Below are 15,999 nucleotides of genomic sequence, written 5' to 3'. Positions count from 1 at the left end.
GGCCGGAGGAGGGCAATGCAGGCCGGCGGGCCGGCGCCGCCGTCGAGGGGACGGCCTCAGCCGGCTTCGTCGAACCCGCCGTGAGTGCCGCCAGCGTCGCCGGCCTCGCGGGTCGAGCCGCTCGTCGTGGTCGGGGCGTCTCCGGAGCCGCGGCTCTCGCTGTCGGTCGACGGCCCGGGAGCGGTCGAGGTCGCGGCGTCGGCGGCTCGCCCACGAGCCCGATCTCGCGCGGACCGACGGCGAGCCGCCGCGCCTGTCGGCCGCCGTGCGCGGCGAAACCGGCGACGCGCGGACCCCGGCGGAGCACCGCCGCGGCTACGCGCGGCGAGACCGGCGAGTCGTGGGCGAGTCGGCCGCGGCCGCGCGGCGGAACGCTGCCGGCGTGACGCCGTGGATCCGCTGGAACGCGCGGTTCAGGGCGCCGACCGACTCGTAGCCGACGAGGGCGGCCACGTCGGCGACGCTGGCGGTCCCGCTGCGCAGCTCGCAGCCCACCTTGTACATCCGCCAGCGCGTCAGGTATTCGAGCGGCGGCGTCCCGACCAGCTCCTTGAAGCGGAGGGAGAAGGCCGAGCGCGACATGCCAGCCACGCCCGCCAGCGCCTCGACCGACCACGGGTGGGCGACGTCGCGGTGCATCGCCCGCAGGGCCGCGCCGATCTGCGGGTTCTTGATCGCCGACAGCCAGCCGACCGCGGCGGACGCCCCCGACGCATGGTACGCGCGGATCGTCTGTACCAGCAGGATGTCGGCGAGGCGGCTGACGACGATCGGCGAGCCGATCGCGGACGCGCTGGTCTCGGTCGCCAACAGGTCGAGCGTGGCCTGCAGCGCGGCCGCCTGGGCGTCGTCGGTCTGCACGTACAGGAGGCGCGGCAGCAGATCGATGAGCGGCGCGCTGCTCCACGCGTCGAAGGTGAACCACCCGCAGATCACGACGGTGGGCGCCCCGCCGCCGCCGTGGCGGACGATGCCGGCCTCCATCGACTCCGCGAGCTCCCGGCACAGCACGGTGCTGCTGCGCAGGTTGTCCCGCAGCAAGAACTCCGAGCCGTCGGACACGACGAAGCAGTCGCCCGCGCGCAGGGCGATCGGTCCCGGCTCCCCCTTGACCGTCAACCAGCAGCTCCCCCGCGCGACCATCGCGAACTTGGCTTGCGACACCGGAGCGAACCGCACGCCCCACGGCGCCGTCGCCTCGAGCCGAAAGTAGAGCGCGCTGCGGACGTGCATCGCCGCGAGCACGTCCGTCAGGGGGTCCGAGGCGACGCCGAATTCTGGACGAACGGATCGATTTCTCGGCGAAATAGACATTGGTAGTCCTGGGAGCGAGATCTATGACATCGCCGCGAGGAGGTGTCCATGACCGACAGGAACAAGATCATCGTCGTGCTCGGCGCGACCGGCCAGCAGGGCGGGGCGGCGGCGAAGCACCTGGTCGCCGACGGCTGGCGCGTGCGAGCGCCGGTCCGCGAGCCGCACGGCGCGAAGGCGCGGGCCCTGGCCGAGGCAGGGCTCGAGGTCGTCGGCGGCGACTTGAACGACCGAGCGTCGCTCGACGCGGCGCTGCGCGGGGCTCACGGGGTGTTCAGCGTCCAGCCGAGCGCGGGGCAGCCGCAGTACGGCGTGACGCCGGAGGACGAGGTCCGGCAGGGCAAGAGCGTGGCGGACGCGGCCAGGGCGGCCGGCGTCGAGCACCTCGTCTACACCTCGGTGGACGGCGCGGACGATGCGGGCGACGTCCCTCACCTCGCCAGCAAGTGGCAGATCGAGGAGCACATCCGGGCCATCGGCGCGCGCGCGACGATCCTGCGGCCGGCGTCCTTCATGGAGAACTTCGTGACCGAGGGCCTCGGGTTCGCCCGCGGCCAGGTCGTGTACTTCGGCCGGCCGACCGATCCGGTCCCGCTGATCGCCGCCGACGACATCGGCAAGTTCGCGGCGCTCGCCTTCGCCGATCCCTCGACCTTCGCGGGGACGGTGCTGCCGCTGGTCGGCGACGTGCGAACCGGCGCCGACATTGCCGCCGCGCTCGGCCGCGCCGCGAACCGGACGATCGCGTACCAGCCCTACCCGCCCGAGGCCGCCCAGCACGACCCTACCCTCGGGCGGCTGATGGCGTTCGTCCAGCGCTACCGCACCAAAGCCGACATCCCGGCGCTGCGCCGCCTGCACCCGGGCCTGCTCGACTTCGCGTGCTGGTTGCGGGCGAACGCGTCGAAGCTCGCGTCGCTGTCGCGCGCGTGACCCGAGGCCCCGAGCGCAGCCGCGCTCGCGGGGGCTCGCGTCCTCGCCGGTGGGTGCATCCGCCGGCGAGACCGACGAATGTATAGATGACTCAAAAGACATGTTCTTCGGTTCTGCCGCGGATCCCGAGCGGCGATCGCGGACGTCGTGCCGAGGTTGCGCAGCGCCGGGCACCTTGGCTACCGTCGCCGCATGCATCGCGCCTTCGCTTCCAGTCGCCCCTTGCAGCTCGCGTTCGGTCTCACGCTCACCGCTGCGCTCTCCGCCTGTCCGGACGGTGGCTCCGGCGTGACCACGGAGTCGACCGGGGGCCCCACGGGCGGCGACCCGACCGGCAGCAGCGAGGCCACCGACGGCACGAGCTCGGGCGGGCCGACCGCGCCGACCACGGGCGACGAGCCCACGGGCACCGCGACGACCAGCGTCGATCCGACCGCCGGCGATCCGACAGGCACCACCGCGAACACCACCGGCCCCGACGAGACCACCGGCCCCGACGAGACCACCGGCGATCCGCCGGTCGATCCGGGCTGGAGCGAGCGCGACTACGCCCGCGTGTTCCTCTCGGGGCACAGCCTCACCGACAACCCGCTCGCCGACTTCATGCTCGAGATCGCGGCCGGCGTCGGCGTCGACCTCAACTACAACCAGCAGATCGGCATCGGCTCGCCGATCCGCGTGCGCACGCTCGGCGGCAGCTGGGACAACCTCGACTGGCCCGGCTACAAGACCGGCAAGAACCGCGAGGGCAGCGACATGGACGTCATCGCCGAGCTCAAGGCGCCGCAGACCCTCGGCCCCGGCGAGCTGTACGACACTCTGGTGATTACCGAGCGGCACGACATCCTCGGCACGATCCAGTGGGAGGACACCACCGGCCTTCTGCGCCACTACCACGACCGCCTGATCGACGGCAATCCCGCCGGCCAGACGCTGCTCTATCACAGCTGGCTGGGAATGGACAAAGCCGCGCCGGAGGCGTGGATCACCCACGAGAAGAACGCGCTGTTCGCCTGGGAGTGCGTGGCGGCGAAGGTCAACCACACGCTCGAGGCGGAGGGCCGGCCGGACCGGGTGACGACGCTGCCGGTCGGCGCGGCGCTGGTCCACCTGGTCGAGGCGGTGCTCGCCGACGAGGTCGCGGGCATCGAGGGTGCGGTGAATCAAAAGCTGGACCAGCTCTTCAGCGACGACGTCCACCTGACGCCGCTCGGGGCCTATTACGCGGCGCTGGTCACCCACGCCGCGGTGTTCCGCAGCTCGCCGGTCGGCGCCCCGGTGCCGCAGGGCGTGCCCTCCGAGCCCGCCGCCGACCTGCAGCAGCTCGCGTGGGAGTTCGTGCGCGACTATTATACGAATGCCGCGAGCGGCCAGCACACGATGGAGGAGTGCCGGGCGTTCATCGCCGATCAGGTGTGCGCGTCGTTCTGGACGCTGCTGAACGAGCCCGGCAGCATCAGCGGCTGCAGCGACCATTTTTCGAACGCGGACGCGGAGGGCAACCCGTTCCGCTGGCCCGACCCGCAGTTGATGGTCTGGCCGGCGCCCTGAGCGTCGGGCCCGACGCGGCTTGCGAGTCGCGGGCGTGGTACGTTCGCGCGCGATGCCGAACAAACCTTCGAGCCTCCACGCCGTCGCCAGGTTGGATTGCGCGCTCCACACGCCCCGTCATGTCGATGCGGGCGCGCTCTACTGGTCGAGCGATGACTTCCGGTTCGCGGCGGCGTCGCTCGCGGGCGAGCGGCTGTGGGACGTCGAGGTCGAGGACGGGAGCCGGCTCGTCGGCATCTTCGACCGTCAGCCGGTCGTCCTGACCAGCCGGCTCGCCCCGCCGTTCGCGCTCGCGCTGGTGTTCCTCGACCCGGCCAGCGGCCGCGAGGCCCGCCGCGTCGCCGCCCCCAAAGACACGGCGGAGGCGGCGTATTGCGACGGGGTGTTCGCGTTCCTGACGGCCTCGAAGCGGCTCGGACCGACCAACCGACTGGTGCTGGCCGACGCGGCGACCGGAAAATTCAGGACCGTCGTCGAGGGCGGGCTCGCCACCGGGTTGACGGCGATCGCGGGCGGCTTTTTGTGCTCGCTCGATCACGCGGTGCGAGCATATGACCCGAAGGGCAGGTTGCTGTGGACGACCGACAAGGTGGTGTCGGTGTCCTGGGACACGGTGCTGGCGACCGATCTCGGCGGCAAGCTGGCGCGGCTGCGGCCGGAGGACGGGGCGCCGCTGTGGAGCTTCACGTTCAAGGGGGCGGAGGCGCGGAGCCTGGTGCAGGTCCACGCGGGCGCGGACGCGGTCGCGGTGCTCGAGCCGCGGCTCGGCGAGCTGGCGCTGCTCGACCTCGCGACCGGCGCGCTGCGCTGGCGGACCCGGCGCGTCGCCGCATCGACGCACGCGCCGCCGCTCGTCACCCCCGACGCCGTGGTCGCGCTGTCGGCGAAGCAGGCCCGCGAGGGGTGGCCAGCGCTCGCCGCGTTCGCGCTGATCGACGGCTCGCCGCGCGGTGAGCTGCCGAATCGCCACGGCTTCAACCTGAGCGGCGGGCTGGTCGCGGGCGAGGTGTGCGTGCTCGGCCAGGAGGACGGCACAGCGCTGCATATCGTGCGCGTGCCGGCGCAGGTCGGCGTGGAGGCGACGCGCGCAGGCGTGAGCGCGACCGCGGAGGAACCTCGCCCGGCGCCGGAGCGCGTCGCGGGGAAGCAAGGCGGAACCTCCGGCCGCGCACCTGCGGGGAACGTCGCGCGCGCGACCGAGAGGCGCGCTGCTGCGGCGAAAACGCCCGCGGCGAAGAAGCCTCCGGCGCGCGCTGCTGCGACGAAAACGCCCGCGGCGCAGAAGCCTCCGGCGCGCGCTGCTGCGGCGAAAACGCCCGCGGCGCAGAAGCCTCCGGAGCGCGCTGCCGCGGCGAACAAGCCCGCGGCGCAGAAGCCTCCGGCGCGCGCTGCTGCGGCGAAAAAATCCGCGGCGAAGAAGACTCCGGCGCGCGCTGCTTCGACGAAAAAGACTCCGGCGAGCGCTCGGCCCATTTCGGGTCGGCCTGCTTGACCCGCGGCCCCGCTGGCAGACGATCGGTAGACCCGCTCGGACCAGCCTGGACCGCCGCGTGGCGAGCTCCGCCTGCGAGCCGCTTCTCTCTGTCCACGCTCACCCGGTCGCGCGAGCGCTCCGGGCCTTCGAGGCCGCGCGCTTCGCCGTCGCCTTCTCGGCGGTCGCCTTCTTCGCCGTCGCCTTCTTCGCGACGGCGCTCTTCGCCGGCGTCGCCTTCGCGGCCGTCTTCTTCGCCGCCGCCTTTCCACCGCCCTTCGCCTCCTGCTTCGCGCGGTGCTCGCGGGCCTTGGCGATGTAAGACACCGCGTCGGGCGTCTTGCAGTCGGTGTCGCCGTGGTCGACCTCGACCGGGCCGATCTTGCGGGCCGCGGCGGTGGCGCGGCGGGCCAGCGCGTCGCTGCGGGCGCCGATGGCGATCAGGGCCCGGTTCATCGCCTCGCGGGTGCGGTTGGGGGCGCCGTGGATCTCGCGCTCGATGCGGGGCAGCAAGTCGGAGAAAAAGCTGTCCTCGAGGTCAGGTGACTCTTGGGTCAGGTGCGCCACCAGCACCCAGCCGGCGCGCCGCTGCGACTCGCCGGTCGCGTCGATCCAGGCCGCGGCGGCGGCCGCCGCGGCCGGCAGGCGCGCGCCGACGTGGGCGATCAGGGCGTCCGACTGCATGTTGCAAGTCGCCTCGGCCTGCCAGCGGCCGAGGCTCTCGAGGTCGAAGGCGGCGGGGTCGGCGATCATCGCCGCGAGCACGCGGGCGTCGTGGTTTTTGCTCTGCCACAGCGCCCGCGCCAGCGCCTGGTCGCGGCCGAGGCGCTTGCGCAGCTTGTCGAGGTCGCCGAACTTGACCCCGAACATCGGCTCGGTTACGCGGTGCCGGCGGTAGGTCTTGCGGGTCTGCTCGCTGCCGAGGGCCTCGAGCTCGCGGAGGACGTCTTGGGCTGCAGTCACTCGCGTCACAGCGTCGCAACGGCGTGGGACCGGCGTCAAGTCGGTATACTCGCGGCATGCCGACCGCCCCCTCGGCCCACGCCGCCCGCGCCGGCGTCTGGGCGCTGCTCGTCGTCCTGGCCACCGACCTCGTGATCGAGCTGACGCGCCGCCTCGTCCCGCTGCTCGGCTACGATCCCGCCGCGGGATCGGGTTCGGGGCTCCAGTGGCTCCAATGGTTCGGATGGATCGACCGCGCCGAGCCGCCGCTGCGCGCGCTGCTGACGGGGCTCGCCGTGGTCGCGCTGCTGCGCCTGCGCCGGGCCACCGCCGATGCTGGCGCGAGGGCCATGTTCCTCGGGTCAGGTCTGCTCATGGCGCTCGCGGTCGGCTCGCTGCTGCCGTTTCAGTGGATGACGGTGCGCGGAGCCGCGACGGTCGTGGAGGCGGGCGGGCTCTTGCGGCTGGCCCTGGTGTTCGACCGGCTGGCCGTTGCGCTGCTGCTGGCGGCGCTGTGGCGGGCGCGGCGGGCCGCGGGCCACGGGGTAGGCATGGCGTGGTCGTTCGCGGCGCTGCTCTACGGGCTGCGGCTGGCGCTGATCGTCGGCGTCAATGTCATCGGTGCGCCTCACGGCGACCACGCGGCCTATGTCCGCCGCGCGTGGATGCTCCTCGCGTTCTACGTCACCGACGCCGGCGCGTTGATGGCGACGCTGATCGCGTTCGCCCGCCTCGCCCCGCGCGAGCCCGACGCCGAGCGCTGCGCCGCGGCGGCCTCGGGGCTCGACCTCTACTTCCGCGCGCTGGTCACCCGCGTCACGCTGCTGGTGGTCGGCGTCGTCGTCACGCTGGCGTTCGGGCTGACCTCGCCCCAGACCCGCGGCAAGCTGCTGTTCGCGGTGCTGGCGGTGCCGCTGCCGGCGGTGGTCGCCCAGCTCGCGGGGCTCACCCGCTACGCCGACGCGCCGCTGAAGCTCGGCCGCGGCGCGCTGGGCGTCGCGCTGGTCGGGATGAGCGTCGGGCTGGCGGTCGAGGTGCTGACGCTGGTGCTGTTCGCCGAGCTGCTGTGGTCCGAGGCCTCGCCGGTCGGGTTCGGCTCGCGCGCCGCGAGCCTCGTGTACGTGGATGCGCTGCAGTACACCGGCGCTGGCAGTCAGCTGGTGGCGCTGGTCGCCGCCGTGGCCCTGCTGCTGTCGCTGCGCCGCGCGGCGCTCGGCCTCGACGCGCCGGCGCTGGCGAGGCGCGCGACGGCATTGGCGACCGCGCTCCTCGCCGTGTTCGCCGGGAGCTTCGCCCTGCTGCGAGGGTTGGGGGAAGCGCTGGCCCGCACCCCGATCGCGCTGTTCGGCCTCGGCCTCGCGGCGCTGGTGCTCGGGGTGACGGTGTTTGTGCGGTGGTTGCGGCTCGTCGAGGGCGTCGCGCAGGAGCTGCGCGCGCGGGCGAAGATCGAGTGAAAGTATTTCGGGACTGGTGCGATAGGACCCGAGACGCGCGCCGATGCGGATGCGCTGCGCGTAAAGACGGCGCGCGCGATGTCGCTGCGCCGCCGTGGTAGCGATCACCGTGGAATGTGCATCACGGGCTCGCAGGCGGCGTTCTGCGAGCATAACGCCGATATTGATAGGTTCTTGAGGTCAGGTCTCGAAGTCCTGATACCCACTTGATCATCGGTGCCCTTAGGCTTGAAGGCGTCGAGTTCGCCGTCGGCCGATTGATCTTCGGCCGGCACTTCGGGTCCCAACCGCGACATCGCAAGTGTGGCCCGGACCACCCTCTCTTTCAAGGAAATGCTGCGCCATGAATCGACACGCTTCGACCGTCGCATTTGCCCGACCCACCGCCACTCGCCGGCGCCGCGGCGCGGCTGCCGCCGAGGAGCCGACGCGTCCGACCGAGCTGGATGATGCCGTCTTGCCGGCGATCCCCGTCGACGTGAGCGACGCTCAGGGTCTGCTCGCCGCTTATTTCCGCGGCCTATCGGCAGTCGAGGTGATGAACAAGGACGAGGAGCTGGCCGCCGCGGTGCGGATCGCCAGCCTGCGCGCCACGTTTTGGCGCTCGATCCTGAATTATCCGCCCTTCATCGACGGTATCTGCGACCTCGCCCGGGAGGTGCTCCCGGCCGAGGTATGTCCGGTCGAGGCGCTCGATACGATGAAGCGCACCTCGAGGGCGCTGCGCGACCGCGACCTGCTCAGCCACCAAAAGGCGTTCGAGGCCGCCCGTGAGGCGCTCTCGGAGAAGATGGGCCTCGCCGACGTCGACAGCCTGGTGTCCGACCGCATCCTCGCCGACCTCGCCAACGTCGAGCAGGGCGTCAACGACTGCCTGAGCATGCGCGTCAAGCTGCCGCGCAAGGGCAGCGTGCCCTTCCTTCAATACCTCACGACGGTCCGCGCCAACCACGTCGCGCTGGTCGCCGCCAAGAACGCGTTCGTCAAGGCCAACCTGCGCCTGGTGGTGACGATCGCCCGCCGCTTCAATCACGGCTCGATGCCGCTGCAGGACCTCATCCAGGAGGGCAACATCGGCCTGATGAAGGCGGTCGACCGCTTCGACCACCGCAAGGGCTTCCGCTTCTCGACCTACGGGTCGTGGTGGATCCGCCACGCGATCAGCCGCTCGATCACCGACAAGGCCCGCAGCGTGCGCCTGCCGGTCCACATGACCGACGCGTACAACAAGGTCAAGCGGGCCCGCCGCGAGTTCGAGGCGCTGCACGGCCGCCGCCCGACCGACGAGGAGATCGCATCGCTCACCGGCGTCAGCGTCGAGCGGATCCGCCGCATGCGCTGGGCGCTGGTGGAGGCGCCGATCAGCCTCGACCAACCGCTGTCCGACGAGTCGGGCCTGACGATCCTCGACACCATCGAAGACGACAATCAGGTGCTGCCGTCGGAGCAGATCGACAGCGCCCTGCTGATGGAAGGCCTGCAGGAGGCGTTCGCGACCCTGGCGCCGATCGAGGCCGACATCCTGCGCAAGCGCGTCGGCATGGACGACGAGCCGGAGATGACGCTGAAGGAGATCGGCGAGCGCTACTCGCTGTCGCGCGAGCGGATCCGTCAGCTGCAGGAGCAAGCGCTGAGCAAGTTGCGCAGCGAGTTCGAGAAGCGTGCGCTGCTCTGAATCGACGGGCCGCGGGTGAGCGAGTTGCGCAGGCCTTCGGCCGCGAGTCGGAACATTGATCCACTCGCATCCACGCGCGCCACGGCCGGCGCGCCGCCGCATATGCGGGGCGGCTCGCCGGCTCCGGGCGGGTGTGGACCCCCCTGGCCCCGTCCCCCGAGCCTGCGGCAAGATCGGACGACTTCGCGTATTCCTGAACTGCGCCGTCGCTCGCGTCCGGCGATGGGCGTCGTGTCCGAGGACCCGTGACCACCCGCAACCATTCTCCCGCGCGCCGTCCCTTCGTCCGCCAGGCGATGGTCGACGCCTTGCGCGAGCTCGACCCGCGCCTCGCCGTGCGCCGACCGCTGCTGCTCGGAGTGGCGCTCGCGGCCGCGCTGGCGACGGTGCTGGCGATCCTCCGCCCCGACGGCTTCTCGGTGGCGACGGCGGTGTCGATCTGGCTGATGGTGCTGGTGCTCGCGCTCGCCGGCGTGCTCGTACGAATGGGGGCGAACACCCTCACGATTCGCCTGCAACACGAGGGCGACCTGATGGCGCGTCGCCTGCGAGAGCTGCGGCGCGACGCGCAGGCCGAGGTGATTCCGGCGTCGCGCCTGCGCCGCGGCGATCTGGTGCTCGTGCCCGCGGGCGACAACATCCCCGCCGACGGGGTGGTGGTCGCCGGCAGCGCGGTGATTCGCAGCACCCTGAGCGGGCGCTCGGTGCCGCTGGTGCGCGAGAGCGGGGCCGACCGCCGCGCGCTGGTGGCCGGCTCGGCGGTCCTCACCGGCTGGCTGATCGTCGACGTTTGGAGCAACCCCGGCGAGGACTTCCGCCAGCGACTGTTGGCGCTGGCCGAGCGGGCCCGCCTGGTCGCGCGCCAGGAGCCGCACGGCCTCGGCGTATTGCTGCTGGCGCTGACGGCGGTGGGCCTCGCGGCGGGCGCGGCGCTGCAGCCGTGGGCGGCGCTGGCGATGTCCGGCGATCCGGCGCCGCTGGTCGACCTGCTGGCGCTGCTGGCCTGCGCGGTGCCGGCGAGCTTCGCCGGCCTGCAGGCGGCGCTCGACGTCGCGAGCTTCCGCCGGCTGCTGAAGCACAACGTGGTGACCGGCGCCGCCGCGGTGGTGCGCGCGCTCGGCCAGGTCGACGTGCTCCTGCTCGAGCGCGCGAGCGTGGCGAACCGCGGCAACTGCGAGGCCGACGAGCTGATCCCGATGCCCGGGGTCGCGGTCGAGGAGCTCGCGGGCGCGGCGTTCCTCGCCAGCCTGGCCGATGAGACACCCGAGGGCCGCAGCATCGTCGCGCTGACCGAGCGCCGCTACGGCCTGGTGCCGGCGGGGCTGCAGCACGCGCGGTTTTTGCCCGGCTCGGGGCCGGGGCGGCTGACCGGCGTCGACCTGCCGGGCCGGCACCTGCGCAAGGGCGACGCCGACGCGATCCGCCAGTTCGTGCGCGAGCACAGCAGCGTCGAGCCGCCGGACGAGTTCCGCGCGGCGGTGCAGGCGGTCGCCGGCGAGGGCGGCGTGGCGATCGGCGTCGCCGACGGGCCGCGCATCCTCGGGGTGGTGCAGCTGCGCTGCCGCGTGCGCGAGGCGCTGGCGCGGCTGCGGCGCTGCGGGGTGTTCACGGTGGTGTCGACGGCGGACACGCCGGCGGCCGCGGCGGCGCTGGCGGCCGAGGCGGGCGTCGACGACTTCCTCGCCGAGGCGACGCCGGAGGGCAAGCTGGCGCTCATCCGCCGCCACCAGGCCGCGGGCAAGCGGGTGGCGATGGTCGGCGACGGCAACCACGACGGCCCGGCGATGGCCCAGGCCGACGTCGCGGTGGCGATCAACGCCGGGCCGCTGGCGGCGCGCGAGGCCGGCGGCCTGGTCGACCTCGACGGCGACCCGACCAAGCTGGTCGAGGCCGTCGAGCTCGGCCGGCAGCAGCGCGCCGTCGGCCGCATGCTCGCCGCCTGGTGCCTCGCCAGCGACCTCGCGCTGGCGCTCGTGCTGGTCCCGCTCGTGATCTCCGAGGCGCTGGTCCGCGGCGCCGATCGCATGTCCTTTGCGACATGTTCCGAGGGACTGTCGCTGCTCGACCCGCTGGCGCTGCACTCGCCGCGCAGCGCGGTGCTCGCCGGCCTCGTCGTCCACACGCTCACCCTGGCCTGCGTGGCGCCGCTGGCGCTGCGCTGGCGAGGCCCCGCGCGCAGCCGCCTGGGCGCCGCGGTGGTCGGCGTCGTGGTAACTCTGGCGGCCGTCAAGTTGCTCGATCTGTTGCTGTTCGCCGCGTTCGCGCCAGACCTATGAGCCTGATCCACCCCATCGAGGAAAGGAGCGTCTCCGACTCGCGGCGCGGGCGGCTGACGCTGTACTTCGGGGCGGCGCCCGGGGTCGGCAAGACCTACGCCATGCTCGAGGCGGCCCAGCGCCTGCGGCGGCAGGGCGTCGACGTGGTGGTCGGCGCGGTCGACACCCACGGGCGGCCGGAGGTCGCCGAGCTGCTGGTCGGGCTCGAGCGCCTGCCGCCGCGCACCGTCGAGGTCCGCGGCAAGCTGATCGAGGAGTTTCACCTCGACGCGGCGCTGGTGCGCCGGCCGAGCCTCGTGATCGTCGACGACCTCGGGCACGTCAACGCGGCCGGCTCGCGCCACAGCCAGCGCTGGCACGACGTCGTCGACCTGCTGGCGGCCGGCGTCGACGTGATGACGACGCTGTGCGTGCAGCAGCTCGAGAGCCAGCACGACGTGGTCCAGCAGATCACCTCGATGCGGGTCCGCGACCCGGTGCCCGACGCGATGTTCGAGCGCGCCGACCACGTCGAGTTCATCGACCCGCCGGCCAAGGAGGTGCTGGCGCGCCTGCAGGACGGCAAGGTCTACATCCCCGAGCAGGACGCCCGCGCGGCGGCGGCGATGTACCGCAAGAACAGCCTGCTGGCGCTGCGCGAGCTGGCGCTGCGGCGCATGTCCCAGCGGGCAGGTCGCGAGAACCTGATCTACCGCAGCGCGCCGCGGCTCGGCGCCGGGCCGACGTCGGAGCGGATCCTGGTGTGCGTCGACCCGAGCCCGCTGGGGCCGCGGCTGATCCGCGCGGCCTTCCGCATGGCCACCGGGCTGCGCGCCGAGTGGCTGGCGCTGTACGTCGAGACGCCGCGGCTGGCGCTGGCCGGCGAGTCGGTGCGGGCCCAGGTCGGCGAGACGCTGCGGCTGGCCGAGCAGCTCGGGGCCGAGGTCGTCCACATCAGCGGCGCCCGCATCGACCGCGAGATCCTCGGCTTCGCCCGCGCCCGCGGCGCGACCCGCCTTATCATCGGCAAGCCGATGCAGCACCGCTGGCGCGACCTGCTGCGCGGCTCGCTGGTCGACGCCCTCGTGCGCGGCTCGGGCGACCTCGACGTCCACGTGATCGCCGGCGACGTCGCCCCGCACGAGGTCTCGCCGGTGCCCGCGCTGCGCTCGCCGCTCCGCATCGCCGCCTACTTCTGGGCGGCGCTGACGGTCGCCGGCATCGCCGCGACGCGGCTCGTGCACCTGCCGCTGTTCTACGTGATCGTGCTGCTGCTCGTCGGCATCTCGCTGGTCGGCTCGCGCCTCGGCCGCGGGCCGGCGCTCGGGGCGGCGCTGCTCAGCATCCTCGCGGTCGAGACGTCCCTGCGGCTCGACCCCGACGTGAACCACATCGACGACCTGCAGCGGGCGGCGATCTACCTCGGCATGCTGCTGCTGGCGCTGTGGGTCTCGGGCCTGACCGAGCTCAGCCGGCGCCAGGCCGAGGCGGCCCGCATCGACGAGCGGCGGCTGACCGCGCTGTACCTGCTGAGCCGCGAGCTGTCGCAATTGCGCAGCGAGGTCGACATCGCCGAGTGCGCGATTCGACATGTCAAAAAGACCATGTCCGCGCGGACAGTCATCCTCCTGCCCGGGCACGACGGCGAGCTGGCGCCGGTGGCCGGGACCGACGTCGAGCTGACCACCGACGCGCGCGAGGAGGGCGTGGCGCGCTGGGCGTTCGAGCACGGGCCGGCCGGGCGCGGGACCGAGACGCTGAAGGCCGCGCAGGCGCTGTACCTGCCGCTGACGGCGGCGGGGCGCACGATCGGGGTCCTCGGCGTCGCCCCCGACGACCCCGACAAGCTGGCCAGCCCGGCCGAGCGCCAGCTGCTCGACGCCATGACCGGCCCGGTGGCGCTCGCGCTGCAGCGGGTTCGGCTGGCCGAGGAGGCCCAGATCGCCGAGGTCCGGGCGCGCGAGGAGGAGCTGCGGGGCTCGCTGCTGTCGTCCGTCAGCCACGACCTGCGCACGCCGCTGGCGTCGATCACCGGGGCCGCCAGCGCGATGATGGACAGCGGCGACGCGATCGCCCCGGAGACCCGGCGCGACCTGCTGCAGACGATCTACGAGGAGGCCGAGCGGCTCGGGCGGCTGGTCGGCAACCTGCTCGACATGACCCGGCTCGAGGCCGGCGCGGTGGCCCTGCGGACCGACTGGGTCTCGCTCGAGGACCCGATCGGCTCGGCCCTGTCGCGCCTCGACCGCCGGCTGGCGGGGCGCGAGGTGCAGGTCACGCTGCCGCCGGAGCTGCCGCTGTTGCCGCTCGACGAGGTGCTGTTCGAGCAGCTCATCCTCAACCTGCTCGAGAACGCGTGCAAGCACACGCCCGCGGGCAGCCCCGTGCGGGTGGTGGCGCGGGTGCAGGCCGGGCGGGTGGTGATCGAGGTCGCCGACCGCGGGCCGGGGCTGCCGGCCGGCGAGGAGGAGACGATCTTCGAGAAGTTCGTGCGCGGCAGCAAGGCCAACACCCAGGGCTTCGGGCTCGGCCTGGCGATCTGCCGGGCGATCGCCGCGGCCCACGGCGGCGAGATCACGGCCGAGAACCGCGCCGGCGGCGGCGCGGTGTTCCGGATCAGCCTGCCCATCGGCGCCCCCCCGCCGGAACCCGGCCCTGACACCTCGCTCGCGTCGATGAGCGGCCCCCAGGGCGTGCTACACAACACGGCGAAGATCCTGCTCCACCAGGCGTCGGGTCTGGAGGCGGAGACGACGACATGAGCGAACAGGGGCCATTGGTACTCATCGTCGAGGACGAAGCGCCGTTGCGGCGGTTCCTGCGGGCGGCGCTGGTCGCCCAGAACTACCGCCTGGTCGAGGCCGAGACGGCGGCCGAGGGGCTGCAGCGGGCGACCGAGCACAACCCCGACATCGTCCTCCTCGACCTCGGCTTGCCGGACGGCGACGGGCTCGACGTCACCTCGCGGCTGCGCGAGTGGACGCGGGTGCCGATCATCGTGCTGTCGGCGCGCGGGCAGGAGCGCGACAAGGTGCAGGCGCTCGACGCCGGCGCCGACGACTACCTCACCAAGCCGTTCGGCACCAGCGAGCTGCTGGCGCGGATCCGGGTGGCGCTGCGGCGGGTCGCCGAGCGCACGCCGACGGAGGAGCCGATCGTGTCGCTCGGCGAGGTCACGGTCGACCTGGCGCGCCGCCTCGTCACCCGCGCGGGCAAGCCGGTCCACCTGACGCCGCACGAGTACAAGCTGCTGACCACCCTGCTCAAGTACGCCGGCAAGGTCGTGACCCACAAGCAGCTGCTCAAGGAAGTCTGGGGCCCGCAGGCGGTCAGCCAGACGCACTACCTCCGCGTCTACATGGCCCAGCTGCGGCAGAAGCTCGAGGGCGACCCGGCCCGCCCGCGCTACCTGACCACCGAGCCGGGCGTGGGCTATCGCCTGCGCTCCGAGGACGACATCGCCGGAGGCGCCTCATGACCGACCGCCGGGCCGGGCGCGACCTGCACGCCTCGCTGTTCGACACGACGCAGGCGCTGCCCGCCGTGGCCGACGAGCTGCCGGTGCCCCGCCTGCGGCGATTGATGCTCAAGGCGCTGGGTCTGCCGATCGCGGTGATGCTGCTGCTGTGCGGCCTGCTCGCCTTCAGGGCCGTCGCCGCCGCCGAGGACGGGGCCGAGGCCGCCCGCGCCCGCACCGTCATCGCCGAGGCCAACCGCGTCCAGCGGCTCGTGATCGACCAGGAGGCCGCGCTGCGCGGCTACGTGATCGACCATGAGGACATGTTCCTTCCGCCCTTGCACTTGGGACAGGTCATGGTCCCGCCGGCGTTGCGCCGGCTGGCCGAGCTGACCGCCGACGACCCCGAGCAGTCGGGCCGCGCCGCCGCGCTGGCGGCCGCCTACGGGCGCTGGGCCGGGGCCACCGGGCTGGCGCCGACCGCCACGCGGTCGGGCGCGCCGCTGGTGCGGCCCGGCGAGGCGTCGCGGCTGCAGCTGGCCGCGCGCGAGGCCCAGCTCGACGCGGTCCGCCAGCTGGTGCGCCAGCTCGTCGACGCCGAGGACCAGCGGCTGCGCGACGGCGAGGCCGCCGGCGGCTGGTCGCTCGGCGCCACGGTCGTCGGGGTGGCCATCGCGCTGGCGCTGATCGGCCTCACCGCGTCGGTGCTGCGGCGATCGATCCGCCGCATGGAGGGCATCTACGCCAAGGCGCTGGCGCTGCGCCGCCACAGCGAGGCCAACGAGCGCGCGGCCCGGCAGTCGGCCGAAGCCCTGGCCGCCGAGGTCACGGCCCAGAGCCGCGAGCTGCAGGCCCGCTTCCGGGCGATGCGCGACGAGCTCGAGCTGGCGCGGGCGCACCTGCGGGCCGGGTGACCTGCGGGCGGGTCGGCTGTCCTTCGGGGCAGG

General features: G+C 73.2%; 11 protein-coding genes. 9 read left to right on the top strand and 2 right to left on the bottom strand.

All coding sequences use genetic code 11. The features are described 5' to 3' along the window. Positions 1-315: 315 nt before the first annotated feature. Positions 316-1,314 (bottom strand): AraC family transcriptional regulator, encoded by a 999-nt coding sequence (locus NAEX_RS24635; RefSeq protein ID WP_096329929.1) that lies wholly within the window; start codon positions 1,312-1,314, stop codon positions 316-318. Positions 1,315-1,362: 48 nt separating this feature from the next. On the opposite strand from NAEX_RS24635, the gene NAEX_RS24630 reads away from it, so the two are divergent. From NAEX_RS24630 to NAEX_RS24620, 3 genes are all read left to right on the top strand, one after another. Continuing rightward, on the top strand, positions 1,363-2,247 hold the full coding sequence (locus NAEX_RS24630; RefSeq protein ID WP_096329928.1) for an NmrA/HSCARG family protein: 885 nt from the start codon (positions 1,363-1,365) through the stop codon (positions 2,245-2,247). A 288-nt stretch (positions 2,248-2,535) separates the two neighbouring features. Beyond that, positions 2,536-3,798: a hypothetical protein gene (locus tag NAEX_RS24625; protein WP_177325919.1), complete on the top strand. Its 1,263-nt coding sequence runs from the start codon at positions 2,536-2,538 to the stop codon at positions 3,796-3,798. A 382-nt stretch (positions 3,799-4,180) separates the two neighbouring features. After that, positions 4,181-5,290 (top strand): outer membrane protein assembly factor BamB family protein, encoded by a 1,110-nt coding sequence (locus NAEX_RS24620; protein WP_170135979.1) that lies wholly within the window; start codon positions 4,181-4,183, stop codon positions 5,288-5,290. Positions 5,291-5,389: 99 nt separating this feature from the next. Here NAEX_RS24620 and NAEX_RS24615 read toward each other — a convergent pair whose 3' ends face one another. Further along, the gene (locus NAEX_RS24615; protein ID WP_143140583.1) at positions 5,390-6,232 is read right to left on the bottom strand and encodes a DNA alkylation repair protein; all 843 of its coding nucleotides are present in this window, start codon (positions 6,230-6,232) and stop codon (positions 5,390-5,392) included. 56 nt (positions 6,233-6,288) lie between these two features. On the opposite strand from NAEX_RS24615, the gene NAEX_RS48230 reads away from it, so the two are divergent. The 6 genes from NAEX_RS48230 (at position 6,289) to NAEX_RS24590 (ending at position 15,966) form a co-directional block, all read left to right on the top strand. Continuing rightward, on the top strand, positions 6,289-7,665 hold the full coding sequence (locus tag NAEX_RS48230) for a hypothetical protein (protein WP_100792975.1): 1,377 nt from the start codon (positions 6,289-6,291) through the stop codon (positions 7,663-7,665). Positions 7,666-8,122: 457 nt separating this feature from the next. Then, complete coding sequence (locus tag NAEX_RS24610; protein WP_170135978.1) at positions 8,123-9,340, top strand: sigma-70 family RNA polymerase sigma factor; 1,218 nt, start codon at positions 8,123-8,125, stop codon at positions 9,338-9,340. Between the two features lie 245 nt (positions 9,341-9,585). After that, positions 9,586-11,616 carry an HAD-IC family P-type ATPase gene (locus NAEX_RS24605; protein ID WP_096329924.1) on the top strand — a complete coding sequence of 677 codons (2,031 nt, stop codon included), beginning with the start codon at positions 9,586-9,588 and terminating at the stop codon, positions 11,614-11,616. Then, complete coding sequence (locus tag NAEX_RS24600) at positions 11,613-14,357, top strand: sensor histidine kinase (RefSeq protein ID WP_170135977.1); 2,745 nt, start codon at positions 11,613-11,615, stop codon at positions 14,355-14,357. The genes NAEX_RS24605 and NAEX_RS24600 overlap by 4 nt, the downstream gene beginning before the upstream one ends. After that, positions 14,354-15,073 carry a response regulator gene (locus NAEX_RS24595; protein ID WP_096329922.1) on the top strand — a complete coding sequence of 240 codons (720 nt, stop codon included), beginning with the start codon at positions 14,354-14,356 and terminating at the stop codon, positions 15,071-15,073. The genes NAEX_RS24600 and NAEX_RS24595 overlap by 4 nt, the downstream gene beginning before the upstream one ends. Then, the gene (locus NAEX_RS24590; RefSeq protein WP_096329921.1) at positions 15,070-15,966 is read left to right on the top strand and encodes a CHASE3 domain-containing protein; all 897 of its coding nucleotides are present in this window, start codon (positions 15,070-15,072) and stop codon (positions 15,964-15,966) included. The genes NAEX_RS24595 and NAEX_RS24590 overlap by 4 nt, the downstream gene beginning before the upstream one ends. The last annotated feature ends 33 nt before the right edge of the window (positions 15,967-15,999 follow it).

The sequence above is a fragment of the Nannocystis exedens genome (genome assembly GCF_002343915.1).
Classification (GTDB): domain Bacteria; phylum Myxococcota_A; class Polyangia; order Nannocystales; family Nannocystaceae; genus Nannocystis; species Nannocystis exedens.
The sequence above is the reverse complement of the archived record's forward strand: the minus strand, read 5'-3'. Positions and strand labels throughout refer to the sequence as shown.